Source organism: Mucilaginibacter sp. (assembly GCF_039925265.1).
GTDB lineage: Bacteria > Bacteroidota > Bacteroidia > Sphingobacteriales > Sphingobacteriaceae > Mucilaginibacter.
The window spans coordinates 336,344-362,551 of record NZ_JBDSZG010000018.1 but is presented as its reverse complement, the minus strand read 5'-3'; the positions used below and the strand labels follow the sequence as shown (position 1 = coordinate 362,551).

Genomic DNA, 26,208 nt, shown 5'->3' with positions numbered 1-26,208 from the left:
CGTTATAGCTTAGCCCAACGCCGTTGCCGTTCGGATCGGTGATGCCGGTCAGGTTCCACCCGCTGTAGTAGCTGATCCCGTTCTGGTACAGCAGGTGCCTGCGGCCAAAATACGCGGGCGTGCCGCTGGTGACCGTTTTTTCGGCGACGCTGTCGGGTGCGGCGAAAGTGTACTTGATGCCATGGTCGTTGGTGATGACAAAGGAAGCGATCAGGCTGGCGTTATTCCCCGAGCCGCCGATGGTGGTATAGGTCAGCTTCAGGTCCTGGTAGTTGATCACGCGGAACTGCGTGTTGACCCGGTCATAAACCAGCTGGCAGGAAAGCCCCGGCGCGTTCACGTAAAAGATGTCCGGCTCGGTATCCTCGTTGTTATAAGTGACAATGTTTGAGTTGATATAGTTGATATCGGAGGTTTCGTCGGCACAGACGTTGCTGGTGTTCGCAATGGTAAAGCCCGATACTCCGCTGTAATGCGCGATGTTCATCCAGCCGACACGGGCGAGCGAGGAATTGTCCTTTGTTACGTCATCCGGCAGTCCGCGCACGGCGCGGCTGATCTGCCCTCCAGCCCTAACGTTCCAGCTCATGCCCGCCGAGCCTTCCACCTCCTTGGGCTTGATCCCGTTGGTGCTGTACGATAAGTTCACCGGTATAGCTACCTGACCCTTGGCAACCGTATAAATAGGAAGGTTTACATTCAATCCGCCGGTCAGCAGGTTTACATCGGCCGGACTTTGCGCAAAAAGTTTGGCATTCAACACCAGCGCGCAGATAAAACACAGGAGAAAGTGCTTCTTATTCATCTATAAATTGTGTAAAGGTTCAGGACAGAACAGCCGCGTTCGGCCATTCAAATATTATATGGCAATGTAATGAATTATTGGAATATTTAATATCAACATCCGATGATATTTTTTTAAGAAATAGCGTCAAATAATATAATCGCTCCCTGCAGCTTTAAAAGACTTCATAATCGGACTGACGGGTTAGTGCTAACACGTTTCTGGTATTAAAAAACAAGTGTTTTAGATTTGCTGGTCATTGCTTAGGGTTTGCTATAAAACTAATTGATTGTTTCGAGAAAAAAAACAGGTGAAAACACCTGTTTTTCAATCTATTAAATGTTTCTATATTTGCGCCTTCTAAATAATTTTGACTCGCTACGTGGCTTCAGCGGATGGCTTTTATTGAACCTGCGGGACTATGTATAAAATGAGGGGAATTATAGAGCCTGCAATTAAAAATATCATTTTGACTTGATAATTGGTCGGATTTACGAAAGTAATGGCTTACAGGAGCCGCCTTATATTCTTTTTTCTGTATCTTGTAATTGATTATAAACCTTAACTATCCTTGCATGGATTTTTCAAGCAGCTACTTTGGCCAGGCTCTCGACAAGCTGAGTTTCGACGACATTGTGGCTTATTTTGCTGAACCAAGAACCGAAAACGCCACGATCGAATTCAAATCGTATTCCGACAGATTGTCGTTTGACGATAGCTTGCAAAAAATTATTCGAGGCATTAGCAGCTTTCTTAATTCCAACGGGGGCATTTTGATATGGGGTGCGCCAAGAGCATCCAAGATAGAAGGCTACTCTGAGGACGTGTTTTACGGGGAGCTTTGTGCCGCCCCTCAAAGCAAGGGGAAAGACAGTCTCATGAACCGCATAGGTTCAGCAATTACGCCTTTGCCTACAGGCGTCGCCGTTAAAATATTGTCGAGCGAGAAGCGGCATGTTTATGTCTTTGAGATTCAGGAGAGCAAAAGCAAGCCGCACCAGTTCGATTATCGCTATTATATCCGGCTCGATGGACAAACGGTACCTGCGCCCCATTATTTGGTCGATGCCCTGATGAAACAGCAGTCGTTTCCCGACTTGGGAGGCCTGCTAAGCTTCGGCCAGTCCCGCGAGTCAATTTCAGGAGACCTTTTGCCTAAGGTAATCCTTCCCGTTTCTGTATTTATAGTGAATAACAGCGAATTTCAGAACGAATTGAACGTATCCTTTCGATTGCAATGCGTAGGCGGATTCTTCTCACGGTCAAGGGGAATAATTCCCCACCTCGGTCCGGCGTCATACACAAAAGGCGGTACGGAATTGGTGCATAGTAGCTTTGCCAGCGTCTTGCACTTCGGGATTCCCCAGCAGTACACGGACGAGGTTACAATAATATTCGACAAGAAGGACGGCGCGTTTAAGAATGTTCGGCTGCTTCTGTCGTTTGGGGGGCAACACTCCCCCGCGAAAATTTCAACCTATGATGTAGGAGTAGGTATTAATGGCGATAAATGTGATGTCGTTTCTTTGAGTGAAAATATCATGTTTTCGGATACTACGATCGAATTGTCGAAAATTTCTCCAAAATAGATACAAAGTAATTCTGTGTGCCCCGGCTGTTACGATATTAATCATATTCAAATAAAAACAGGGCGAGCGCCCTGTTGATAGTGCTATTCTGTTGTGATATTTCGCAGTTTTTTCAGCTTTCGCCGTTCCTGATATATGTGCGCCGCAAGCACGGCCTCGTATAGCTTCTTGTCGAAAACGTGGTTGCTCCGCGCGCCCTTGTGGTACCGAGCAGAAAGCTCGGGATAGAGCATCTTGGCATACTTGATGATTTCCCCTGTAGTGCGGAGCGTAAGCGTGCCCTTGATTTCCGTTTTGGTTATCAAATCGAAAGTGCAGTAGTGCTCCTTAGCCAGAGCCTCTATGCGCCGTATGAGCCGCCGCATGGCGTTGGTATGCCGGGACAAGGGAGGTATCTTGATAACGATGTCAGTGATCGGATAGCGGTGCAGGTATTGGGCGTAGCGCTTCAAGATGGCGTGAAGCTTGTCGTCCGACCATATGCCGGGGTAGTCGTGGATTCGCTTCTCAATCAGCGCTCCGTCTTGCAGGACGCAGATGCCGGTACGCGAGGTGCCGACGCTAATCCCGAACGTAATCATTGGTGTTGAAGACTGACTTGGTAATGATGTTGGTGAAAAGGCGCGCCCTGGTAGTCCTTACCGAATGATCGGGCAGGGTTGCCACGTGGGTGAGCGTCGAGAGTAGGTAGTCTTTGGGGTACTTCTTCGCGCAAGAGAGGTAGAACGCGAGCGACTTGCGGTCGTCCAGCGCGTCAGCGAGGGTGTGTGCCAAGGTGATTTCGTTAGACGTGTAGATGTTGCTTCTTATGAATTCCATTTGCTGTTGAATGAGCTGTTAAAATGCTACGTTCGTTCGTTCGTTTTTTTTTGGGACGTTCGAACGTTCGTGGCGATTTTTAAGAAAATGCGGGCGCGGCGAAACAGCGCGTTAAGTCCGCGGGTGCTGCGCCGTGGTCGGTTTGTCTATCGTACCCGTCAGTACGATGTGTTGCGGCGCAGGAAGCGCTGCTCAATCCGCTCGGCGTATTCGGGATAGAGCTCGGTCGGCGTCTTATAGTATAGGAGGCACAGCTTCAAGAGGTTGGTGCCGTTCGGCATTGCCCTGCCGCTCTCCCACAGGCAGAGGGCGTTCGAGTTGGCATATCGCAAAAGCTTTGAAACTTGCGTTTGCGTGTAGCCCGCATTTTCACGAGTTACCCGTAACCGGTTTGGAAATGGTCGCGCGTCGTAACTCACAGTCATACGATACCAGTATTGATGCTTAAAATGATAGGGGCGGTATTTCACGTTTGAACGTGAAGCGTTCGCGGGTTAATTGTACCAACGGCTCGATAAAAAGTCTAAACTGGCGACGTCTTATGAGAATAAAAAACACCCCGCTATAGGGGGTGTTGCATGAACTGCGGCGGCAGCTTCGTCCATTCCGAATGGATGAGCCTTCGGTACGCTGGGTTCGAAATTACGGTGTCGCACTCCCATCTCTGCACCGCGGCTTCGGAAACGGCGAGGCGCCTCGCGCACTGCTTGACGCTCAGCCCACGGCAGAACCTGATTTGCCTGAGCTTCCCCGCGAGGCTCTCGGTTTCGTGCACGAACGGATAATAGCGAAGGAACTCGAGAATGCGGGGATAGTGCTTTACCTGCGGCTCGCTTCTGCCGTTTTCCCAGCCTGTCACGCTGTCCTCCGACACTTTCAGCAGCGCGGAGATTTCCCTCTGCAACAGCCCGCGCTCGATGCGCGCCTTTCGGATATGCTCTCCAAGGGTGCACGGAGTGGCGGCATATTGCGGAATGTTCGGCTTTTTGAGTACTTTGCGGTATGAAACAAGCCTTCTCACAGGGATGTCCTTGTGGTTATTACAACCATCCGGAGAAAGAATGTATCTGCCCGCCGGGAACGGTACAGAAATACCTCAGCAAAATTTCCGGCCCCCTATTGGATCGTATCGATCTGCATGTAGAGGTTACGCCGGTAAATTTTACCGAACTATCATCAGACCGCCTTGCCGAAAAAAGTGAATTCATCCGCGAACGTGTGATCAAAGCCCGCGACAGACAAATAGAACGCTTCGGTTCCAAGCCAGACCTGCACGCCAACGCACAGATGAGCCCACAAATGGTACGCGATATTTGCAAAATTAGCCAGGCAGGGCAAATGCTGCTCAAAAAGGCGATGGAGAAACTTGGCCTTTCCGCCCGGGCTTATGACCGGATCCTTAAAGTGTCTCGCACCATTGCCGACCTTGCCGGCAGCGATGAGGTTCTGCTGGAGCATTTGGCCGAAGCCATCCATTTCCGCAGTTTGGACAGGGAAGGCTGGGCGGGGTAATGCAACCACCTAAGCGCTACCTCGAATTGGATGCCTTGCGCGGCATGGCAGCTATATTTGTGGTATTGTATCATTTTACGCTGGGGCAGGATGTTTGGTGGAGGTTTAACCTCGGCGTTACCGGCGTCGATCTGTTTTTTATCATTAGCGGTTTCGTTATTTTTATGAGTATAAACAACGTGGCATCGGGCACCGAGTTTGTTATCAACAGAATATGCCGCCTTTACCCCACTTATTGGGTTTGTGTTTCCATAACCTTTGGTGTGATGGTATTACTCAGGCTTATCCATTTTGGGGCAGCCCATGATAGCCATGCCGGGTTAATAGATTATTTGGCTAACCTCACCATGTTTCAATATTATTTGGGCATTAAGGATTTGGATATACCCTACTGGACAATGATCGTGGAAATGCTTTTCTACATCGTTATCCTTATCCTTTATTCGGCAAAGATGTTAAAGCACATTATCGTCATTGGCTGCTTTGTTAATGTTTTTATTATTTTAAACGGGTTATGTTTGATACTGCATTGGCCTCACATAAACCCCAAATATTTTCCACTTTTTAATCATTTCGCCCTGTTTTTTTCGGGGATAACATTTTACAAACTCGCCACGGGTAGCATTAGCCGGATTAAAGGCTACACCCTTCTTTTGTTTTGTATTTTTATTCAGTGCTCTATCTTTTTGTTCGCGGGCCCTGCACATGAACACATTAGCTGGTACCAGTATATAGCGATGCTATTATTCTATTTTTTACTTTTTACATTATTTATTAATGACTGGCTGAAGTTCATCGTATCCAAACCGGCCCTTTTCCTTGGGAAAATATCGTTTGCATTGTACCTTATTCACTCCTACGTTTTCGTGGGGGCAATAGGCGTGTTGACAAAACACGGTATGCCTTTTTGTGTTGCTGTCTTTTTGATTGCGGTGCCCGGGGCAATTGTACTTGCCTGGCTTATAACAGTCTATATAGAACGGCCGCTTGGAAAAAAACTGAAAGCGGTTTTGAATAAACAAATTGGGTAAAGCAATATGCGCAGGGGTGTTCATTTTGAATTATTCGAGTTTTGGTTATAATTAAAATATTTGCTTTTTTTAAAAACTATTTATAGCTTCACACCTCTACACCCCGATGAATAAACAGCCTAAAAAAATTATCATTTTCGACGATGACGAGGATATCTTGTCTATCTGTAGCTATATTTTAGAAGAGCAAGGTTGGGAAGTGCATACTTTTACCGATTGTAATAATATTGCAGAAAAGGTAGCAAGTATTCTGCCCAATGTTATTTTGATGGATAACTGGATCCCCGATGCAGGCGGTATTGTGGCCACCCAAACGCTTAAAAAAGATGACGAGCTAAAACATATCCCCGTGGTATATTTCTCTGCCAACAGCGATATCCAGCTCCTTGCCGACCATGCCGGCGCGGAAACGTACCTGGCCAAACCATTCGACCTGGAAGAACTCGAGCGAGTGATCAACACAGTGCTGATAAGCAACTAAACCATATTTTTTCGCATAAAGCAAAAGGCATCCGTTTTGTAACGGATGCCTTTTGCTTTATGCTATGCCTGGCTATTACATTAGCCCGTCTGGCCTGCCGCCTCCTGGAGGCCTGCCGCCGCCATCTCCTCTAAAGCCGCGGCCCGGGTCTGCAGCCGGTGCTTTGCCCGAGAATTTTTGCAAACGTAGTGTAAATGATACCAGGAAGTAACGGCCCAGTTTATTTACGTTAGTTTGTGTAACGGTACTCCCGGTGGTTACGGTTGAAAAACCGGTGTTCTCGTTAAATAAGTCATACGCTGCAAAACGCAGGGTACCTCTGTGGTCTTTTAAAAACCTGCGCTCTACGTAAGCGTTTAAAATATTAGGGTTTTTAATTTGCAGGTCTTCTGAATAACCGTAGTTGAAGGTTTTAGTGTAATCGTAGCTTAAAGTCCAGTCCTTCCAGAAATAATTTTTACCGCTTGCGCCAAGGTTAAGGGTGCGTATGTTGGTGTTTTGGTTAAACAGCGCGGTATTTAAAGAGTTATCTGTTTTGTTAATCGAATAGCTGGAGTTTAACTCAGCATCTATCACATCCGTAATATTTACCCTGAAGCGCAGCCCGGGAGATAAAGTAAATGTTTTGGCAATGTTTTTATCGATGATCGACGCTACATTGTTTGAATCGACCGAACCGGCAAAACCGATATTGTTGGTGTAACCAACGTTTGTGTTAAAAATAACGGTGTATTTACGTTCGGACCATGGCTTGGAGTAAACCAAACCACCGTTAACCTGGTAATATCCGCTTGCATTTTGATACTTGATAAGGTTAGAACCTACCAGGTTTTTCAAAGTTGGGTCGGCAGCCAGGGCTGCAGCTGTAAAACGTCGCGGATATACGATATTAACGTTCACAATTTTATTGTCGGTTTGCGTATAGCCAACATTTGCGAAGAAGATGTTACCCGTTTGGAAACTGAAGTTACCATAACGTAATTGCAGGCTGTTGTTAAACTCCGGGCTTAAATTAGGGTTACCCAATACCGGGTACGATGCGTTTGAGAAATCTATCACCGGCTGCAGTTGGTTAAACGCCGGCTGGTTGCTGGTACCGTTGTACTGGAAGCTTAAGTTTTGGCTCCGTGAGAAATTGTACACAAACCGTGCTGTTGGGATCACATTAAAGGTAGTTACCTTGGTCGACTGGCTTGTTTTTACATTAAAGCCTTCCAGTGTTGCCGGTTGGCCGCCTATACCAAGTACAAAATTATACTTTGCCTGCACTACCCTATAATTTAAACCAAAACGGTTGGTTGTAAAGGTGTAATTGTAATTATTGCTCCAAAGCTCGTAATTATGGTACGCGCCGGGCGTATATAAAGTATCCGTTTCTTTATTACTGCTTGTGTAACTATGGTTAAAGGCGTAATTACCCTCCAGGAACGAGTGTTTACTCAGTGGCTCCTGGTATGATAGGTTTGCACCGTATGCGTTGGTGCGGCTATCGGTATAGATCACCTGGTTTTCGGGCGAGGTACGCAATGAGCCTGGCGCATAGGCATAAATAGGATTATCGTACTGGTTGTTTTTATTGGTTGATCCACTAAACCCGATGCTTAAGTTACGGCCGCGACTGTTAAAACGGTGGTTATATAAACCGGTTATGCCATAATTTGGTGCCGAAGAATTGCTGATAGAATTTGCCGTGTACGATTGCGCAATAACGCCATCCCTGGTAGAATTTACATTATCGAAACTGGTAACATCACTGCCCGAGTATGAAAACGTTGGTGTTAACTTTAAATAGTTTACGGTATCTGGTTTCCACTCCAGGTTGAAGTTGAAACGGTGGTTAACCGGGTTATTGGTTTCGTTACTTAAACTATTGCTTTGGCTAACGGTATTTGCCGACGCGTTGGTTTGTAATGTGGTTGAATTTGTGAAAACGGTGTTATCGTTAAAGCTATAGCTACCATATACTGATAGGGTTTTGCCCCATTGGTCCCTGAAGTTTAAGCCGATAGAATGCGCGTTGGTTATACCGTTTGAGTTTACGGTTGAACCGGATGCCCCGCCCCTTAAAGCGTTACCACGGCCACCGCCGCCCCCTCCACCGCCAAAACCACCGCCGCCAGCAGCGCCACCAGTGGGCGTACCAAAGCTAAAGGTGTTTACATTGGTATTGTTGATGCTTCCTAACACAGATACCTGCTGGTCGCCTTTGAATTTGAAAAAGTTTAAAAGGCCAAGGTAGCGGTTATCATTAGTTACCCCCGGGTTTTTTGGCAAAAGGTCAGAGCCATCGCCTGCGGTTGCCTGCCCAAAATAGCCGTAGTTTTTATCCTTACGGATGGTAAAGTTCAGCACCTTATTGGGTTCGCCGGTTTTTACGCCGGTAAGGTTGGCCTGATCGCCGTAATCATCAACTATCTGCACGCTTTCAATAACATCTGCAGGCAAGTTTTTAGTTGCGCTTAAAACATCACCGCCAAAAAAGTCCTTTCCGTTTACACGCACCTTGGTAACCTGTTTGCCTTGGGCGGTAACAGTACCATCTTTAGCTACATCAAGCCCCGGTATTTTTTTAAGCACCTCTTCAATAGGTGCATTCTCGCGCACTTTATAGGCCGCAACACTGTATTGAACAGTATCTTCTTTAAAAACAACAGGATTAACGCCAACAATGGTTACCACCCCAAGTTGCCTCGTTTCCGATTTTAGGACGATGGGGTCCAACACGACAGCTTTACCATCGGCGGGTAAGGTATAATGCTTTATAATTCCCTGGTAGCCGATTGATGAGATAGTCAGGGTGATTTTGGTGCCTTTTATTGCAGGGAACAAAAATTTGCCGTTTACATCTGTTGTGCTCGCCAGGCTATCGCCCTGCTCTGATGATATCTTAACGTTGCTGCCGGGCAGCGTTAGTTTAGTTGAATCGATAATGGTGCCGCTTAGCGGGCGGCTACCCTGCGCGTTGGATCGCAGCGCAGACAGGCTTAGGATAGTAAGGAGTAAAAAAAGGTATTTCATAATGTATTTAAAGGCATGCATTGATATTATTATGTGTACGACACATATTTTATGCAAATGTTCACTTTATGGAATTTAAATATTTAATAATCATAGCATTGTTACAGATTATAGCAGGTAAACAATAGGATTGTTACATATATAAAAACAAAAAGCCCCGCATTGCGGGGCCGAAGTTAGAATAAGCTGTACAAAAATTTATACAGGGCGTGGCATTAATTTGATAAATGTAACGCTCCAGCAACCTCGTTGTAGTTTCTGAGATTGATATTAGGGTGAGCAGCACCAAATGTAGTAAGCGAGGTGCCCTGGATGATCACCACTCTAAAATCGAGTCCGCTTGCTGTAAAGTTTGATTTTACGCTTACATAGCCTACGCCATACGAAGAAAGCGCCAGTGTTTGGCCAGCCTCGGCATAAGGCATAGCGAAAAAGCCGCTGTTGCTGCCGGTTATGCGGAAGAACATCAAAACCAACCCTTTATCAACAACATCCTGCGTAATTGCAGCCACATTAAATTGTGTGAAACCGGTTAAAACAACAGATCTGTTTGTAAGTAATATGCTGGAAACATTGGCACTGCCGTCGGCACCCGTAGCTCCGGTTGGGCCTGTGGCGCCATCGGCTCCGTTCTGCCCGGCCGGCCCTTGCGGGCCTGTAGCGCCGGTGGCCCCTGTTGGGCCGGTAGCACCTGTAGCGCCTGTTGGTCCCGCCGGGCCTTGTGCGCCCGTTGCTCCTGCTGGGCCGGTCGCTCCTGCGGGGCCAGCAGCGCCCGTAGCACCTGTTGGGCCGGCAACGCCAGCCCCCGTTGCGCCGGTTGCACCAGCGGGCCCTGTTGCCCCCGTTGCGCCGTTAGCGCCGGTTGCACCCTGTGGGCCTTGCGGGCCACTTGATCCTGTAGCGCCGGTAGCACCCGTTGCCCCGGTAGCGCCATCTGCACCGGCAGGGCCGGGAGTTATTGTTTTTTTGCAAGCCCCAAGGGCAGTTAAGCAAATTATCGAAATCGCAAAAAAAGTATTGGTTAGTTTCATATTCGGTTATGCTGAGTTGTCTTTGTACGGGCGGTGTGTTAATAAGTTTCACTCAACGTGGAAAGAAAATATATTTCTTACTAAACCAAATAATTTCGCGCTGCGATTTTGCCCATAATTTGTTAACGATTGTTAAAAAACGACACCCAAAAAGAATAAAACCTTTGCTTATTCGTTTTCGTTTAACATTATAAATCTTTAACCTATGGATAATATCAGAAAATCGCTCCACGCTAAAGTGCACACGTGGATGGATGCTATTGGGTTCAGTCTCAATGCATCACAAACTAACTTTAAGAATAAAGTTACCACCAATCATTACTTTTTTGAAACCTTTAATTTTTTCGAAAAATCGAAAGGGGATGATATGGCTAAGGCGAAGTTTCTATGTTTTGATATGTATGGGGAAAAGATAAGCGTAAGGTCGCTGCTCGATCTGCAGGCCGCTTTTTTTGAGAATATCAGCCAGTTGAAATAATAATTGCTCCGTTATTTATATTCTTAACTAAAAATAAAACCCCCGCTAAAATAGCAGGGGGTTAATTTTTTAGTTGTTTTACCGGCTTAGCCAGTAACCTCTATTAGTAATTAATTTCTGTTTCCTGTTGCCCCGGCTCGGCTAAACGGCCACCCACTGTACCGCCAATAACGTTAATAACGGGTTTCGTTGGGTACAGTGCTTCCTTTATACGCAAACGCAGGTCTGCATAATGTGCCGTAGTTAAGGCATCTCCACCTTTTGGCAAGGCTGCGCTAATTTTGCTGAGCTCTGCACGTACCATTGGCCTGATGTCAGACAAGGCGATGTTGATAGGTGTTAAGCCAAAATTTGCTAACTGTACGCTGGTAGCGCCCGGGAAACTCTGGCTGGCATCAGTATTCAGGAACATCTTTAAGTTTTCGATATAACCGCGCTGTAAATTGCGTTGAAACTGATCTGGTTTACCGGCAGGGAATACACCGCCACGCAAATCAGTAAGCAACTCGCTTACGCTGTAAGCGAGTGCTCCGCTTTTCGCTTCGTTATCAAACATGCGGGCCAGGCGCGATGGGTTTAACACATTTGCCATCGCATTTACCTGTACTGCTTTAATGCGGCCTATAACTACACCATTATCAAATTTGCTGAGCTCGGATGTGTTGATCAGCCAGGTTGGCGTTTTAAATAATTGCTGGTTTAAAAACACAACGGCATCGTGCTGTAGGCTTTTATTTACAAAGCCATAAACAGGGCCTGTTTGGTCGTAGGTTTTAAAGTTCTCGTTCATGCCACCAATATTCATGGTAACATGCCCAATATAGCGGTTGTACTGGCCAATAACTTCGTTGTAAAGGGTTTGCACATCATCGTACTCTTCGCCTTTCTGGAAGGTCCATTTTTCAATATTCGGCAATATTCTTTTCAGGTTGGCTATACCATAAGCACTTGCCTTCATGGCGTTGTCTCCCAGATCCTCGTTTTGCAGGCGGGGATCAATAGAGGTACCCTGGCGGCCGTAATAATAAAGCGGGTTACCGGCTTTTGCTTTTGTCCAGGCATCAAGCGTTTCTTTTTCCTGCTTAGATGTTTTGTTCCCGTTAAAATAGCTATAACCCCATTTTACAGCCCAAAGGTCGTACTCGCCAATTTGCGGGTAAAAGCGGGTTACGCCGTCACCTGGTTGGGCAATGTAGTTAAAGCGGGCATAATCCATAATAGATGGAGCGGTGCCGTGTGTAGCGGTGAAGGTTTTAGAGCGCAGGGAATCTACCTTGTAGGCATAGCTGGACCCGAAGTTATGAGGGAGGCCCAGTGTGTGGCCAATTTCGTGCGAGGACACAAAGCGGATCAGTTCGCCCATTTGCGCATCAGTAAATTGCGGGTTGCGCACATTGGGGTTTGTTGCCGCAGTCTGTATAAAGAACCAGTTACGCAATAAACTCATTACGTTGTGGTACCAGCCTACGTGGCTTTCCAGGATCTCGCCGCTGCGTGGGTCGGAGATGTGCGGGCCGTATGCGTTCTGTACATCTGATGCAAAGTAGCGCAATACACTGTAACGGGCATCCTCGGTGCTAAACTCGGGGTCTTCTTTTGCGGTTGGTGCAACTCTACCTACAATGGCGTTTTTAAAGCCGGCAGCCTCGAAAGCTTTATTCCAATCGTTAATGCCGTCTATAAGGTATGGTACCCATTTTTTTGGTGTAGCCGGGTCGATGTAGTAAACAATTTGTTTTTTCGGCTCAACCAACTCTCCGCGGCCGTAAGCTGCCTCGTCTTTAGGCTCCAACCTCCAACGGTGGATGTATGAGGTAGCCTCAGCTTTTTGCGCATCGGTACCGTAGTCTGTTTGGCTTTGGCCAAAGTAACCAACACGTGGATCCATCAAACGCGCTTTCATGGGCGTTTTTGGCAACAGCATCATCGACGTGTTCAGCTCGAAAGTTAAAGCAGCATTAGTGTTATCGGTTGGTGATTCTGCCGCGCGGAAGGTTTTCAGCGTACGCACCTCCACATTTATCGGGAAGCTTTTGATAGTATCTATATACGACCGGGTGTTATCTATCGCGGTAACTTTGTAGGCTTTCTTAACATTATCGGGCAGGCTGATAGCAGCTACATCGCCGTTATACATATCGGTAACATCAACCAATACGCCGGTAGTATCTTTATTGTAGGCTTTGATATCGAAAGAGGCCAGTACCGCATCAAGGTTAGAGTTTTTAACAGAGCGGTACATATCACTTGTGCTATCGGCACGTACCGAGTAGCTTGGCACGCGTATGAACACCTGCTTATCGTGGCGCTCCCATTTCCAAACCTGGTTGTTAACTTCTTCGCCTCCGTATTGCTGGCCAAAAGATTTTAAGCCGGTTGGTGTTTTTACAAAGCGGGTAACCACCAGCATTTCGCGGCTTAGCAAGCTATCCGGGATCTCGAAGTAATACTTCCCCTCAACTTTGTATGTTGGGAACAGGCCACTATCGGCTTTAACTTTTCCAATCAGGTCACTAAATTTTTTGATCCCTTCTTTCTTTGCCGGGCCTACAGTTGCTGTAGCGGCTGTTGTTCCGCCGGGCGTAGTGGTGGTTTTAAGGGTTACTGTTGATGCGGTTTCCTTTTTTGTAGCGCACGAGCTTGCTGCAATGGCAAGGGTGATAATTGCTACGCGCAGACGAACACCTACCCGTAAAGATTTATTCATGGTTAAATTTTAAATAATTAGTAAAAAGCAAAGCCTAAAAATATGGAATATTATATAAAATCGCTAATGCCTATGGGTTTGTTACAATTGGCTTTAAATGCGGCGGCGGAGGGTTAGTATTACACGGTCGTACCGTTTGTCGTGATATATTTCCAACAATATGCTTCGGTCGGTTCTCGATTTCAGCAGATTGTCTACCTCTTCCACACTCATTTTGGATACGGGCTTAAAATTGATCGAGACGATCTCATCGTTTCTTTGCAAGCCTATCTCGTCTGCAGGGGAGTTCGGTTCAACGCGGCTTACTACCAGGTGGTCCAGGTTTTCGCCAGCCGAGTAGTATTCTATGCCGCTCATGTCATGTTCAAACGGATCGCTGAAGGTTTGGTTCGGCTTAAGATATAGGGCGTTGTTACTGTAATCAAATATTACATTGAACTTTTTTAGTATCCCGATGCCCAGGTTCCCGTCGCGGGCAACGGTATAGCTGCGAACTTCGGAAGCAATATCCGGGAATGAGGTAATTACGTTCTTTACCTTGTATTTGCCCAGTTCAATTACACTTACCCGGCTTATAAAGCCACTGATGGGACCGTTTAAAGCCACGCCAAGACTTGCCCTGATGTATGCCTTAGGGAGCCCATTAGTTTTTTGCAGGTTTTCCAGGGATAGGGGGTGCCCGGCACCGAGATCTATCACCAGTTTGTTTTTCGCCCGGCGCCCGTCGGGGAAAACAATCATGGTTTCCAGGTAGGGCTTTTTATCCTCAATAGTGATCGGTATTTTCTGGCTCTTTTTAGTCCCGGTGAGGTCGTTGGGGCGGCACACGGTCATGGTGCTATCAGAGAAGTTGATCTTTACTGCCAGGCTGTTGAAAAAATCCCAGCCTATTAGGCCGTGTATGGGCATCCCTACATAGCTGGAAAGGTTAAAGTAATCTTTTTTTAATATTGCCGATGAGATACCGAGGCTGTAGAGCCCGGGGATCTCCAGTTTTAACGGAGGGGTTACATACGCCTCGTAATCGCCGTCTTCGCCAAGCCCGGTTATTTTGATGACGCGTTTCTGAGTTAGGTTTATAGAGTCGACCATGGTGGGGTCTGTCATGATCATTAGCCCCACGCCGGTATCCAACACAAAATTAAAAGGGCCTTTATTATTTATTTGCATTTTAATGACCACCATATTGCGGACAATGCGGAAAGGGATGCTAACATTTTTACGGTTGCTATCCACAGCAAAGTACTGCGCCGAAGAAAATAAATAAAGGCAACAGAATATAGCGGTAAGCCAAAACGCCTTTCTTTTAAATATATGCACAGTAGCTAACAAACGGATAAAATTGGTAGCTAAATGTACACCATTATTTACTAATGTAAATACCCTGTTTACAAATTGAAAAGCGCGTGAACTTTGACGCTATGCCGATGCAAATGAGGGTTGTTAAAGGTGTCCTACTTTTTTTTATCGGGCTTATCATCGCATTTCAGGTTGCCCTTTATCTCGGGGTTTTGCGCCGGGAGTTGCGCCACTGTACGTTCTACCTCGGTTTGCTGTACATGTACCGCGTATTCGGCGGGCTCAATACGGCTGCCAATGGCTTCGGCATAAACTTGTGTAAACTCGGCACCAATGTATAGGATGGCCGCCGTGTAGTAGATCCACACCAGTATTACAATGAGCGAGCCCGCCGCCCCGTAAGCAGAGCCCGGCGCTATATATTGAATATATAAGCTGATGATGTATTGCCCTATCATAAAAAGGATTGCCGTAAAAACGGCACCTGATCGCACATCTTTCCACTTTATCTTAACGTCGGGCAGAAATTTGAAAATGATGGCAAATAGCGTGGAAATAACCAAAAGTGTAATGCCGAGGTTTACAACCTTTAAAAGGTTGCCCGTGATTATAGGCAAAAAATCCTCTATACGTGCTTTTAATGCTTCCATCAGAAGATTGATTACCAGCGAGGCCATTAGTAAGAAGCCAAGGCTTACAATAAGCGAAAACGATAAAAAGCGGTTCTGCAGCATTTTTACCCAGCCTTTTTTAGGCTTAGCCTTTACGCGCCATATCATGTTAAGCGAATCCTGGATCTCTAAAAAAATACTGCTTGCACCTACAAGCAAAGTTACTACGGCTATAACCACCGCGGTGCCTGTTTTGCCGCTCAGTTCCAGGCTCTTAAGCATGTCCTGTATCTGCAAAGCGGCAGTTTCGCCAACGTAATGTTGTATTTGGGGATAGAGGCGGTCGGTAGCGGCATCGTGGCCAAATACCAGGCTTGCCAGAGATATTACTAAAATAAGTAACGGTGCGAGGGAAAATACCGTATAATAGGCTAACGAGGCACTTAGTTTTAAGCCATTATCGCTGCCAAAGCCGCTAAAGGTTGCCACTAAAACCTTCCACAGGTGCTTTAAATATTCTTTATCAAAAAACCGCATATCAATATATTTGTAAATACCTTTACTTGTAAACCTATTAAGCACGCTATGAAAAACATATTGCTACAATCTAAAATATTAAAAGTACTCTTTGTTTGTTTGTTCCTTAGCAATTATAATGCCTTTGCGCAGAAAACAACTATTTGGCTTGTAAGGCATGGCGAAAAAGAGCCCGCGACTGTAAAAACTGCGGATGACCCCAACCTTTCTTTCGACGGGCAAAAGCGTGCAGAAGCGTTAGCCAAGTTTTTAAAGCGCGAAAAAATAAAAGCCATATATGTTACCAAATACAAGCGTGCCGGCGAAACAGCACGCCCCCTTGCCGCCCAGGCCAAGCTTTCGCCGGTTATGTATGGCGACAGCCTTAAAACATTTGCAACAAGCATCCTTAAAAACTTTAAAGGCGGCAATGTGCTAATAGTCGGTCATTCTAACACCCTAATGCCTTTATTAGGTGCTTTTGGCGCCGAAATGCCCTTTGAAGCGCTTGACGAGGACGATTACGACATGATATTCAAGGTAACCGTAAAGGATTCCGGCGAGCGCGAGCTGGAAATTTCCTACTACGGGATGCTCCATCATAAGTCAGACCTGCCTCAAAAATACAAGGAAGACGACCGCCCGGCACAGCAATTTGTAAGCCCTGCGGCCCACTATTAATTAGTGATTAGATACAACCAGTAAGTCGAGATCCTTACAGGGAATACCAAAACGCTCGCCCATGTGCTTGTTGGTAAGGTGCCCCTGGTAAATATAAACCGCGTTGCGGATGCCCGATTTTTTCCAGATCACGTTCTTTAGACCGCCTTGTTCACCTATGTCCAGCAGTATCGGCGCGAAAATATTAGTGAGCGCATAGGTGGCAGTGCGCGCTACCCGCGATGCAATGTTTGGGACACAATAATGGATAACGTCGTATTTTCTGAACACCGGGTGTGTGTGGTTGGTCACTTCGGAGGTTTCAAAGCAGCCGCCCTGGTCGATGCTCACATCTATAATTACCGAATTTGGTTTCATTTTGCTTACCGTTGTTTCAGATACGAGGCAGGGGCTGCGGCCGTCATCGGCACGCATAGCACCTATAGCCACGTCACAGGTGGTAATGGCTTTCTCTAAAACAATAGATTGTATAACTGAGGTAAATACGCGGCTGCCAATGTTGTTTTGCAGGCGGCGCAGTTTGTAGATAGATGGGTCGAATACTTTCACCTCGGCCCCCAATGAGATGGCTGTACGGGCGGCATATTCGCCAACCGTGCCTGCGCCAAGTATCACAATTTCGGTTGGCGGTACGCCGGTTATACCACCAAGCATTAACCCTTTACCACCAAAAATATTACTCAGATATTCTGCCGCGATAAGGATGGATGTAGCGCCGACGATTTCGCTCATGGCACGCACAACGGTTAGGGTGCCACCCTCATCCTCAATGTTTTCAAAGCAAATGGCGGTTATTTTTTTTGCCATCAGCGCCTGCAGACATTCTGCTTTTAAGGTAGATACCTGTAACGCGGATATCAGCAACTGCCCCGGTTTCATCATGGCTATTTCTTCCATGGTAGGCGGCGCAATTTTAATAATGATATCGGCTTCGTAAATACGCTTGGTGTCGTACACTATTTGCGCGCCTTGTTCGCTGTAGTTATTATCAGAGAAGTTTGCCGCCTGGCCGGCGTTGCTTTCTAAAAGCACATCGTGCCCGTTATTTACGAGCAAGGCAACAGATAATGGCGTAAGCGGAATACGGTTTTCCTGGAAGGAAACCTCCTTGGGGATACCGATATAAAGTTTATTTTTCTTGCTTTTAACCTCAAGCATCGACTCCTGGGGCTGCATCATCGCCTGGCGGGCGACATCAGAAAATCCGCTATATTTTCCTGAACTCATTTTTTCTTATTTTCGGGATGTTGAAGATAAGAAAAACAACGGGTTTAAGCATCAAATGTTTTCCACAGTTATTTGGCGTATACCTTCTTCTGATACCGCTATGCGAATGCCGGTGTATTGATCCGGAATCAGCCCGGCAATTTTTTCTGGCCACTCTATAAAGCAATAATTATCCGAGAAAAAATATTCCTCGTAACCCATATCCAAAGCTTCGCCCTGCTCTTTCAACCGGTAAAAATCGAAGTGATAAACAGGGCTATTGGTGCCGGCATACTCGTTTACAATAGAAAATGTAGGACTGGTAACTTCGTCGGTTACGCCAAGCGCAGCACAAAGTGACTTAATGAGGGTGGTTTTGCCCGCGCCCATATCGCCATAAAACAAAAATATTTTATTGCTGCCGGCGTACTCCAATATGTCTGGTGCAGCACCTGCTAATTCTTCAAGTGTGTTGATGTGGATATCCATGAGGATTTATATATAAAAGCGTCATGGCGAGGAACGAAGCAATCTCTCGACATGCAATTTGTTGATGCAAAGTTCAGAGATTGCTTCGTTCCTCGCAATGACGCGTGGGGAATTCTTTTTTCCTATTTCGGCCCGTAAGTTACAATAGGGATGATCATTTCTTCTAAAGAGATACCGCCGTGCTGGAAGGTCTCATTATAAAAATTCACAAAGTGATTGTAATTATTAGGGTACACAAAGTAGCTGTCGCCTTTGGCAAATACAAAGCTGCTGCTTACGTGCAGTTTTGGCAGCATGGCATCGTGCGGGTTGCGGATGTGGAAAACCTCCTTGGCATTATAATTCAGGTTTTTACCTTGTTTATAACGCAGGTTGGTATTGGTGTTACGGTCGCCGATGATCTTGCTTGGGTTTTTTACTTTGATGGTACCGTGATCTGTTGTGATGATCACCCTTACTTGTTTTGATGCTAAAAACTTCAAAAGATCGAACAAGGGCGAATGTTCAAACCACGACAGGGTTAACGAACGATAAGCTGCGTCGTCACTTGCCAGCTCGCGGATCATCTGCATATCGGTGCGAGCGTGGCTCAGCATATCCACAAAGTTGTATACCACCACGTTCAGGTCGTTCTGCATCAGGTTATTAACCGATTCGTTCAGCGCCCGGCCTTCATCAATGTTTAATATTTTGTGGTAGGAGTGTTTGATCTCCCTGCGTAATGAACGCTTTAGCTGATCGGCAATAAAGTCAGCCTCATAAAGGTTTTTACCACCTTCATCCTCGTCGTTCTGCCACATTTGCGGGTAGCGTTTTTCCATATCCAAAGGCATTAAGCCCGAGAAGATGGCGTTACGCGCGTACTGCGTTGCGGTTGGCAGGATGCTGAAATAAGTGTCCTCCTCTTCCAAACGGAAGTACTCGGATATAATAGGGTTGATGATCTTAAACTGATCGTAGCGTAAATTATCTATCAATATGAAGAAAACAGGCCCGTTGCCATCCAGCTTAGGGAACACTTTCTTTTTAAATAACTGTGGCGATGAGGTTGGCGCGGTATCGGGATTTTTAACCCAATCGAGGTAGTTGCGTTCTACAAACTTGCAGAACTGTACGTTAGCCTCGGCCTTTTGCAGGGTAAGGATCTCGTGCATCCCGGCATCTTCCAGGGTTTCCAGTTCCAGTTCCCAATAGATGAGTTTTTTGTAAACATCCACCCATTCCTGGAAGCTGAGGTTATCGTTCAGGGTCATCCCAAGCGTGCGGAAATCCATCTGGTAGGCCATGGTGGTTTTCTCGGTTACCAGGCGCTTGTTCTCGGTAAGTTTTTTTATGGTAAGCTGTATCTGCTTCGGGTGTACAGGCTTTATCAGGTAGTCGTCTATCTTGGAGCCGATGGCATCTTCCATCAGGTATTCTTCCTCGTTCTTAGTGATCAGAACAATAGGCACATCGCTGCGGATGTTTTTTATTTGCTGTAAGGTTTCCAGGCCGGTTAAGCCGGGCATATTTTCGTCAAGGAAAACAAGATCGAAGTATTGTTTTTTAAATTCGTCTAAAGCATCGTGGCCGTTGGTTACGGTAGTAACTTTGTAGCCTTTTTCTGTTAAGAACATTATGTGCGGTTTCAACAAGTCGATCTCGTCGTCGGCCCATAATATGGAGGTATCCTGCATAATAAATTTATTTTTACTCCCTTATAACCCTGGGGTAGCATATTTTGTTGTAAAATTATACAAAGGTTTAACATATATTAACAATAGCATGGTGCTTGTTTTGTCATAATTCAACACTTTTGCATTCTATATAGCTACTTTGAACAAAAAGAAGATCATCAACGACCCGGTTTACGGGTTTATCAGCATACCATCCGAACTGGTGTTCGACCTCATCGAGCATCCCTACTTTCAGCGGCTAAGGTATATTAAACAATTGGGAATGACCCACTTGGTATACCCTGGCGCTTTGCACACCCGCTTTCATCATGCTATAGGTGCAATGCATTTAATGGGCACTGCAATGGAAACACTTTGCAATAAAGGCTGCACCATTAGTGCCGAAGAAAAGGAAGGGTTACTCATTGCCATTTTATTACACGATATTGGGCACGGGCCGTTCTCACACGCCCTGGAACATACTATTATAGAAGGTATAGACCATGAAGACATCTCCATTTTGCTAATGGATAAACTGAATGAACAATTCAACGGACAGCTTTCATTGGCCATCGCAATCTTTAAAGGCACTTACCACAAAAAATTCCTGCATCAACTGGTATCCAGCCAGTTGGATATGGACCGGATGGATTACCTTAACCGGGATAGTTTTTTCACTGGCGTATCCGAAGGCGTCATCAGTTCAGACCGCATTATTAAAATGCTGAGCGTGAAGGATGATAGTATTACGGTAGAAGAAAAAGGCATTTATTCGATAGAGAAATTCCTGATAGCACGCAGGCTGATGTACTGGCAGGTGTACTTGCACAAAACCGTAATAGCCGGCGAACAACTGCTTTGCAAGATCTTTAATCGCAGCCGCGAACTGGCTTTAAAGGGGCATAAATTCAACATCACCCCGGCATTGAACCATTTTTTGGAGAAGGTGATCTCTGAAGAAGATTTTAAAAGCCAGCCCCATCACCTGGAAGTTTTTGCCAAGCTTGACGATACCGATGTAATGGCTGCGGTAAAGGTTTGGGCAGACAGCGAGGATTTTGTTCTATCTACCCTGTGCAGTAACTTGATAGAGCGTAAATTATTCCATGTAGATATCACCTCCGAAAGGCCGGACGAAGATTTTATTGCAGAATTAAGACGCAGAGCGGCAGAGTTATATAATATTACTGAGGAAGAGGCATCGTATTTTGTATTTACCGATGCGATACGTAACAATGCTTATAACAAAGGCGATGGCAATATTCATATATTGATGAAGAATGGCGCGATAACAGATATTGCGCTCGCAAGCGATAACAGTAACCTGGAGGCCCTTACAAAAACAGTGAAAAAATACATACTTTGCTACAGCAAAGCGTTGGTATAATTCAGGCAGAAATGATGGCAGATTTAACATTGTGTTTACCTCAATTTAAAAGGACGCTTTGCAGCACTATAGAAAACATAAAATAAACCTAAATTTGCAGGATGCAATTTACCGCTAAGGACATAGCCTTTATGCTAAACGGAACGGTTGAAGGCGACCCGCTTGCGGCCGTTAGTCAGCTTTCTAAGATAGAGGAGGCGCAAAACGGTTCGTTATCATTTTTAGCTAACCCTAAGTATGAGCAGTATTTGTATACCACAAATGCATCAATCGTTATTGTTAATAACGACCAGCAATTAAGCGGCCCGGTAAGCGCCTCGCTGATACGGGTAGAGAATGCCTACAGTGCTTTCACCCTTTTGCTGGAACAATACAACACCCTAAAACTTCGTAAAGCGGGCATCGAGCAGCCATCTTTTATTCATCCCTCGGCCAAAATAGGAGAAAACGTTTACGTTGGCGCTTTCGCCTACATTAGCCAGGATGTAAAAATGGGGAATAACTGTAAAGTATATCCTAATTGCTACATTGCAGATAATGTTACCCTTGGCGATAATGTTACCTTGTTCCCAGGTGTTACCGTTTATTTTGATTGCGTGATAGGGGATAATGTTATTATCCACTCGGGCGCGGTGATTGGTAGCGATGGTTTCGGTTTTGCGCCTAAGCCGGATGGCACCTACAGCAAAATACCGCAAATAGGCAATGTTATTATTGAGGATGATGTGGAGATTGGCTCCAATACCACTATTGACAGGGCAACGATGGGCTCTACCATAATACATAAAGGTGCCAAGCTGGATAACCTGGTGCAGATAGCACACAATGTTGAAATAGGAGATAATACCGTTATTGCTGCCCAAACCGGCATTGCCGGCAGCACTAAACTGGAAAACAATGTAATGCTTGGTGGCCAGGTGGGTATAGTGGGGCATATCAGCATAGCAAAGGGTACCCAGGTGCAGGCGCAATCGGGCGTTAGTCGCCCAATAAAACAAGAGGGGCAAAAATGGGCCGGCTCACCGGCTTTGCCGTATGGCAGCAATATGCGGTCGAATGTAGTGGTTAGCCGTTTGCCCGAATTAGAAAGACGAGTTTTAGAATTAGAAAATATAATTAAAGAATTAAGGGACGTTCAATAGTACACTCGTTCATTGGTTTATTAGTCTTTAAAGCTTAATGAAAAACCCACCAATGAACTACTGAACAAATGAGCCAATGAACCACTAAGATGAATGTAAAACAAAGAACTATTAAAGAACCCGTTTCGGTTTCGGGTACAGGCCTGCACACGGGCGAATTTGTTACGCTTACCTTTAACCCTGCGCCGGAGAAACACGGCTACAAATTTCGCAGGGTAGATCTGCCCGGTCAGCCCATTATTGAGGCTGACTGCGATAACGTAACCGATACATCGCGCGGTACTACGCTTACCCAAAACGGCGCAAGTGTTAGTACAGTAGAGCATGTGCTTGCCGCCATGGTCGGCTTAGAGATAGATAACGTACTGATCGATATCAGCGGCCCCGAAATGCCGATAATGGATGGAAGTTCGATAAATTTCATTGATGCTATTGAGGCTATCGGCTTTACCGAGCAGGATGCCGACCGCGAGTATTACCATATTCCTTACAATATCCACTATACTGAGCCGGACCGCAAGGTAGAAATGGTTGCCATGCCTTTAGATACCGATTATAGGTTCACCTGTATGGTTGATTATAATTCGCAGGTATTGGGCAGCCAGCATGCAACAATATCTACCATAGCCGAGTTTAAAAAGGAAATAGCATCAAGCCGTACTTTTTGCTTTTTGCATGAGTTAGAGGCCCTGCTGAAACACGACCTGATCAAAGGCGGCGACTTAAACAACGCCATTGTTGTGGTTGATAAGGAAGTGGACGAAGAAGAACTTGCCCACTTAGCCAAATTATTTAACCGTAAAGATATCAGCGTTGCCCCACAGGGAATTCTGAACAATATCGAACTACGCCACCAGAACGAGCCGGCACGCCACAAGCTGCTGGATATGATAGGTGACCTGGCGTTGGTTGGTGTTCCGCTTAAAGGGCACATTATGGCTGCAAGGCCGGGCCACGCGGCAAACGTTGCCTTTGCTAAAAAGATAAAAACCCTCATTAAAAAAGAACGCAGCCGCAAACATATAAAGGTTTACGACCCTAACATGAAACCGGTATATGATACGGTACAGATCATGAACATTCTGCCGCATCGCCCGCCAATGCTGCTGATAGATAAGATTTTGGAACTGTCAAAAACGCACGTAGTAGGGTTAAAAGCCGTAACCATGAACGAGCCGTTCTTTATCGGCCACTTCCCTGGTGCACCGGTAATGCCGGGCGTTTTGCAGATAGAGGCCATGGCACAAACTGGCGGTATTTTGGTGCTGAACACTGTTCCCGATCCGGAAAATTGGCTGACGCTGTTCCTGAAAATAGAAAATGCAAGGTTTAAAGATAAGGTATTGCCCGGCGATACGTTAATATTCCGTTGCGACCTGGTTGCCCCTATCCGCCGTGGCATTGCGCAGATGAAGGGTATAGGCATGGTTGGCGAAAAAATTGTGGTAGAGGCCGAGCTAATGGCACAAATAGTAAAATATAAATAGAAGCATGATACAGCCTTTAGCGTACATACACCCCCAGGCCAAAATTGCCGATAACGTAGTTATCGAACCCTTTGTTACCATCCATAAGGATGTGGAAATTGGCGAAGGCACCTGGGTAGGTTCCAACTCGGTTATAATGGATGGCGCCCGTATCGGTAAAAACTGCCGTATTTTCCCGGGTGCCGTTGTATCTGCACCACCACAGGATTTGAAATATAAGGGCGAGCCCAGCACGGTTACCGTAGGCGACAACACTGTTATCCGCGAATGCGTAACCCTTAACCGCGGTACAGCGCTTGATAAAAATACCACCACCATTGGCAGTAATTGCCTGCTGATGGCCTACGTACACGTTGCGCACGATTGCGTTATTGGTGATAATGTGATCATCGCTAACGCAGTTCAACTGGCGGGACACATTAACGTTTACGACTATGCTTTCATCGGCGGAACGTCTGCCGTTCATCAGTTTGTAGAGATTGGCGCGCATAGCATGATCTCCGGGGGCTCTTTGGTTCGTAAAGATGTACCGCCATTCACTAAGGCGGGGCGCGAGCCGCTTTCTTATATCGGCATCAACTCGGTAGGCTTACGCCGCAGGGGATATTCGGCAACTACCATCAACGAGATCCAGGAAATTTACCGCATTATTTTCCTCAAAAAATACAATATCACCAAGGCCCTGGACATCATAGAAGCGGAGTTTAACCCAACCGTGGAGCGCGACGAGATCATCAACTTTGTGCAGAACTCGCAGCGCGGTATCATGAAGGGTTTTGGAAGTATCTAATAGCAGGTGGTTCATAGTTGATGGTTCATGGCAGTAAAAGAAAAAGCTTACCATGAACTATCAACTATCAACCACGAACCAAAATGAAAATCACCCTCCAAAATATCGGCCGCCGCTTTAACCGTGAATGGATCTTCAGGGGGGTTGACTATACTTTCGGGAATAAAGAAAGTTACGCGATATTAGGTTCCAACGGCTCGGGGAAATCAACCCTGTTGCAGGTATTGAATGGTAGCTTAGCGCCGTCTGCAGGGGTGCTTACTTATTCTTATGAGGGTAAAGCTGTAGAAGCCGAAAGCGCTTTTACTTACCTTAGCCTGGCAGCGCCTTATCTGGAGTTGATAGAAGAGTTCAGCCTTAACGAGATCATCGATTTTCATTTTAAATTTAAAAGCTATAAAACCGGCCTCGACAGGCAATCTGTAGTAGACCTTTTAAGCCTACCCGGCAGCCCCAATAAACTGATCAAATATTTTTCTTCGGGCATGAAACAGCGGTTGAAACTCGCGCTGGCTTTTTGTTCGGATACGCCTATGCTGATGCTGGACGAACCCACCTCCAACCTGGATAGCCAGGGCATCGATTGGTACCTAAGCCTTGTGGAGCGATACAGCGCCAACCGCCTTACCATCATTTGCAGTAACCAGGAACATGAATATAGCTTTTGTAAGAACCGGTTGAGCATAGCCGATTACAAATCGTAGGGGCGCGACACTTCGCGTCTGGATAAACATTTTACAACGCATTCATTACTGTGCAAAAGAAGACGCGTAGTATCTCGTCTCTACAACCCACCTATTTGCTTCTTTCCTGACAGATAATTATTTTTGCCCCAACTATAAATCGACATGGCAAAGGCATCTGAAATAAAAAATGGCAACATCCTGCGTTTTAACGGGGAGTTGGTACAGGTAGAAGATTTTTTACACCGCACCCCGGGCAACCTGCGTGCGTTTTACCAGGCTCGGATGCGCAATGTGAGGTCGGGCAAGTTGGTGGAGTATCGTTTCCGTACGGATGAAGAGGTGGACATCCGTCGCGTGGAAACCAGCGATTATCAATATTTATACGAAGATGGTGACGCGCTTGTGATAATGGACACTACTACCTACGACCAGCATAACGTGCCGAAAATGCTGTTTGGCAGCGCAGTTAAATTCCTGAAAGAAGGTACCAACGTAATTGTTGCCTTTGAAAGCGACGAACCAATAATGGGCTCTATTCCCGGTTCCGCCGAGCTCGAAATTACTTATACAGAACCCGCAGTAAAAGGCGATACATCAACCGGCGCGCAAAAAAACGCAACCGTTGAAACCGGCGCCGAGATCCGCGTTCCCTTGTTTATCAACATTGGCGATAAAGTAAAGGTTGATACCGCAAGCGGTACTTATGTGGAACGAGTGAAAGCGTAAAAAGCCCCCCTGCCCCGTGAAAGGGGGAGCAGAATATTATCTAAGCCTCCGATAGGGGGCTTTTTTGTTTGATGTTATTGTAT

At 46.0% G+C, this 26,208-nt stretch carries 23 protein-coding genes and 1 pseudogene; 12 read left to right on the top strand and 12 right to left on the bottom strand.

What is annotated here, in order from left to right; genetic code table 11:
- On the bottom strand, positions 1-805 hold an 805-nt coding region (locus tag ABIX36_RS10755; RefSeq protein ID WP_348082166.1), incomplete at its 3' end, for a hypothetical protein.
- 554 nt (positions 806-1,359) lie between these two features.
- Between ABIX36_RS10755 and ABIX36_RS10750 the strand changes: the two genes are divergently transcribed.
- Positions 1,360-2,373, top strand: a complete 1,014-nt coding sequence (locus ABIX36_RS10750) for an ATP-binding protein (RefSeq protein WP_348082165.1) — start codon at positions 1,360-1,362, stop codon at positions 2,371-2,373.
- 83 nt (positions 2,374-2,456) lie between these two features.
- Here ABIX36_RS10750 and ABIX36_RS10745 read toward each other — a convergent pair whose 3' ends face one another.
- The 3 genes from ABIX36_RS10745 to ABIX36_RS10735 form a co-directional block, all read right to left on the bottom strand.
- Entirely contained in the window at positions 2,457-2,954 is a 498-nt protein-coding gene (locus ABIX36_RS10745) for a hypothetical protein (protein WP_348082164.1), read from the bottom strand.
- Positions 2,935-3,192 carry a hypothetical protein gene (locus ABIX36_RS10740; protein ID WP_348082163.1) on the bottom strand — a complete coding sequence of 86 codons (258 nt, stop codon included), beginning with the start codon at positions 3,190-3,192 and terminating at the stop codon, positions 2,935-2,937. Before ABIX36_RS10740 ends, ABIX36_RS10745 begins: the two co-directional genes overlap by 20 nt.
- A 562-nt stretch (positions 3,193-3,754) precedes the next feature.
- Positions 3,755-4,213, bottom strand: coding sequence for a helix-turn-helix transcriptional regulator (locus ABIX36_RS10735; RefSeq protein ID WP_348082162.1), 459 nt, complete (start codon positions 4,211-4,213; stop codon positions 3,755-3,757).
- Positions 4,214-4,218: 5 nt separating this feature from the next.
- Here ABIX36_RS10735 and ABIX36_RS10730 point away from each other — a divergent pair.
- The 3 genes and pseudogenes from ABIX36_RS10730 to ABIX36_RS10720 all read left to right on the top strand — a co-directional run.
- Positions 4,219-4,704 (top strand): annotated as a pseudogene (locus ABIX36_RS10730) (ATP-binding protein); the annotation flags it as partial.
- Entirely contained in the window at positions 4,704-5,735 is a 1,032-nt protein-coding gene (locus ABIX36_RS10725; protein WP_348082161.1) for an acyltransferase, read from the top strand. The pseudogene ABIX36_RS10730 and the gene ABIX36_RS10725, both read left to right, overlap by 1 nt.
- Before the next feature lie 106 nt (positions 5,736-5,841).
- On the top strand, positions 5,842-6,216 hold the full coding sequence (locus tag ABIX36_RS10720; protein WP_348082160.1) for a response regulator: 375 nt from the start codon (positions 5,842-5,844) through the stop codon (positions 6,214-6,216).
- Positions 6,217-6,291: 75 nt separating this feature from the next.
- Here ABIX36_RS10720 and ABIX36_RS10715 read toward each other — a convergent pair whose 3' ends face one another.
- Both ABIX36_RS10715 and ABIX36_RS10710 read right to left on the bottom strand, forming a co-directional pair.
- Positions 6,292-9,234, bottom strand: a complete 2,943-nt coding sequence (locus ABIX36_RS10715; protein ID WP_348082159.1) for an outer membrane beta-barrel protein — start codon at positions 9,232-9,234, stop codon at positions 6,292-6,294.
- A gap of 215 nt (positions 9,235-9,449) precedes the next feature.
- A complete protein-coding gene (locus tag ABIX36_RS10710) occupies positions 9,450-10,265 on the bottom strand; it encodes a hypothetical protein (RefSeq protein ID WP_348082158.1) in 816 nt (271 codons plus the stop codon).
- Between the two features lie 205 nt (positions 10,266-10,470).
- Between ABIX36_RS10710 and ABIX36_RS10705 the strand changes: the two genes are divergently transcribed.
- Positions 10,471-10,743, top strand: a complete 273-nt coding sequence (locus ABIX36_RS10705; RefSeq protein WP_348082157.1) for a hypothetical protein — start codon at positions 10,471-10,473, stop codon at positions 10,741-10,743.
- Between the two features lie 103 nt (positions 10,744-10,846).
- On the opposite strand, the gene ABIX36_RS10700 is transcribed toward ABIX36_RS10705, so the two are convergent.
- The 3 genes from ABIX36_RS10700 to ABIX36_RS10690 all read right to left on the bottom strand — a co-directional run bounded on the left by ABIX36_RS10700 (position 10,847) and on the right by ABIX36_RS10690 (position 15,897).
- On the bottom strand, positions 10,847-13,450 hold the full coding sequence (locus ABIX36_RS10700; RefSeq protein ID WP_348082156.1) for a zinc-dependent metalloprotease: 2,604 nt from the start codon (positions 13,448-13,450) through the stop codon (positions 10,847-10,849).
- Positions 13,451-13,543: 93 nt separating this feature from the next.
- On the bottom strand, positions 13,544-14,770 hold the full coding sequence (locus ABIX36_RS10695; protein ID WP_348082155.1) for a PDZ domain-containing protein: 1,227 nt from the start codon (positions 14,768-14,770) through the stop codon (positions 13,544-13,546).
- A gap of 134 nt (positions 14,771-14,904) precedes the next feature.
- On the bottom strand, positions 14,905-15,897 hold the full coding sequence (locus tag ABIX36_RS10690; RefSeq protein ID WP_348082154.1) for a YihY/virulence factor BrkB family protein: 993 nt from the start codon (positions 15,895-15,897) through the stop codon (positions 14,905-14,907).
- Between the two features lie 48 nt (positions 15,898-15,945).
- On the opposite strand from ABIX36_RS10690, the gene ABIX36_RS10685 reads away from it, so the two are divergent.
- The gene (locus tag ABIX36_RS10685; RefSeq protein WP_348082153.1) at positions 15,946-16,557 is read left to right on the top strand and encodes a phosphoglycerate mutase family protein; all 612 of its coding nucleotides are present in this window, start codon (positions 15,946-15,948) and stop codon (positions 16,555-16,557) included.
- Here ABIX36_RS10685 and ABIX36_RS10680 read toward each other — a convergent pair whose 3' ends face one another.
- The 3 genes from ABIX36_RS10680 to ABIX36_RS10670 form a co-directional block, all read right to left on the bottom strand.
- A complete protein-coding gene (locus tag ABIX36_RS10680) occupies positions 16,558-17,784 on the bottom strand; it encodes an alanine dehydrogenase (RefSeq protein WP_348082152.1) in 1,227 nt (408 codons plus the stop codon).
- 51 nt (positions 17,785-17,835) lie between these two features.
- Positions 17,836-18,252, bottom strand: a complete 417-nt coding sequence (tsaE, locus tag ABIX36_RS10675) for a tRNA (adenosine(37)-N6)-threonylcarbamoyltransferase complex ATPase subunit type 1 TsaE (RefSeq protein ID WP_348082151.1) — start codon at positions 18,250-18,252, stop codon at positions 17,836-17,838.
- A 122-nt stretch (positions 18,253-18,374) separates the two neighbouring features.
- On the bottom strand, positions 18,375-19,928 hold the full coding sequence (locus ABIX36_RS10670) for a bifunctional response regulator/alkaline phosphatase family protein (protein WP_348082150.1): 1,554 nt from the start codon (positions 19,926-19,928) through the stop codon (positions 18,375-18,377).
- Positions 19,929-20,067: 139 nt separating this feature from the next.
- On the opposite strand from ABIX36_RS10670, the gene ABIX36_RS10665 reads away from it, so the two are divergent.
- The 6 genes from ABIX36_RS10665 to efp all read left to right on the top strand — a co-directional run bounded on the left by ABIX36_RS10665 (position 20,068) and on the right by efp (position 26,125).
- On the top strand, positions 20,068-21,294 hold the full coding sequence (locus ABIX36_RS10665; protein WP_348082149.1) for an HD domain-containing protein: 1,227 nt from the start codon (positions 20,068-20,070) through the stop codon (positions 21,292-21,294).
- Between the two features lie 101 nt (positions 21,295-21,395).
- A complete protein-coding gene (gene lpxD, locus ABIX36_RS10660; RefSeq protein ID WP_348082148.1) occupies positions 21,396-22,436 on the top strand; it encodes a UDP-3-O-(3-hydroxymyristoyl)glucosamine N-acyltransferase in 1,041 nt (346 codons plus the stop codon).
- Between the two features lie 89 nt (positions 22,437-22,525).
- Complete coding sequence (locus ABIX36_RS10655) at positions 22,526-23,923, top strand: bifunctional UDP-3-O-[3-hydroxymyristoyl] N-acetylglucosamine deacetylase/3-hydroxyacyl-ACP dehydratase (RefSeq protein ID WP_348082147.1); 1,398 nt, start codon at positions 22,526-22,528, stop codon at positions 23,921-23,923.
- 4 nt (positions 23,924-23,927) lie between these two features.
- Entirely contained in the window at positions 23,928-24,713 is a 786-nt protein-coding gene (gene lpxA / locus ABIX36_RS10650; protein ID WP_128533934.1) for an acyl-ACP--UDP-N-acetylglucosamine O-acyltransferase, read from the top strand.
- Between the two features lie 83 nt (positions 24,714-24,796).
- Positions 24,797-25,417: an ATP-binding cassette domain-containing protein gene (locus tag ABIX36_RS10645; RefSeq protein WP_348082146.1), complete on the top strand. Its 621-nt coding sequence runs from the start codon at positions 24,797-24,799 to the stop codon at positions 25,415-25,417.
- Positions 25,418-25,561: 144 nt separating this feature from the next.
- A complete protein-coding gene (gene efp / locus ABIX36_RS10640) occupies positions 25,562-26,125 on the top strand; it encodes an elongation factor P (RefSeq protein WP_348082145.1) in 564 nt (187 codons plus the stop codon).
- The last annotated feature ends 83 nt before the right edge of the window (positions 26,126-26,208 follow it).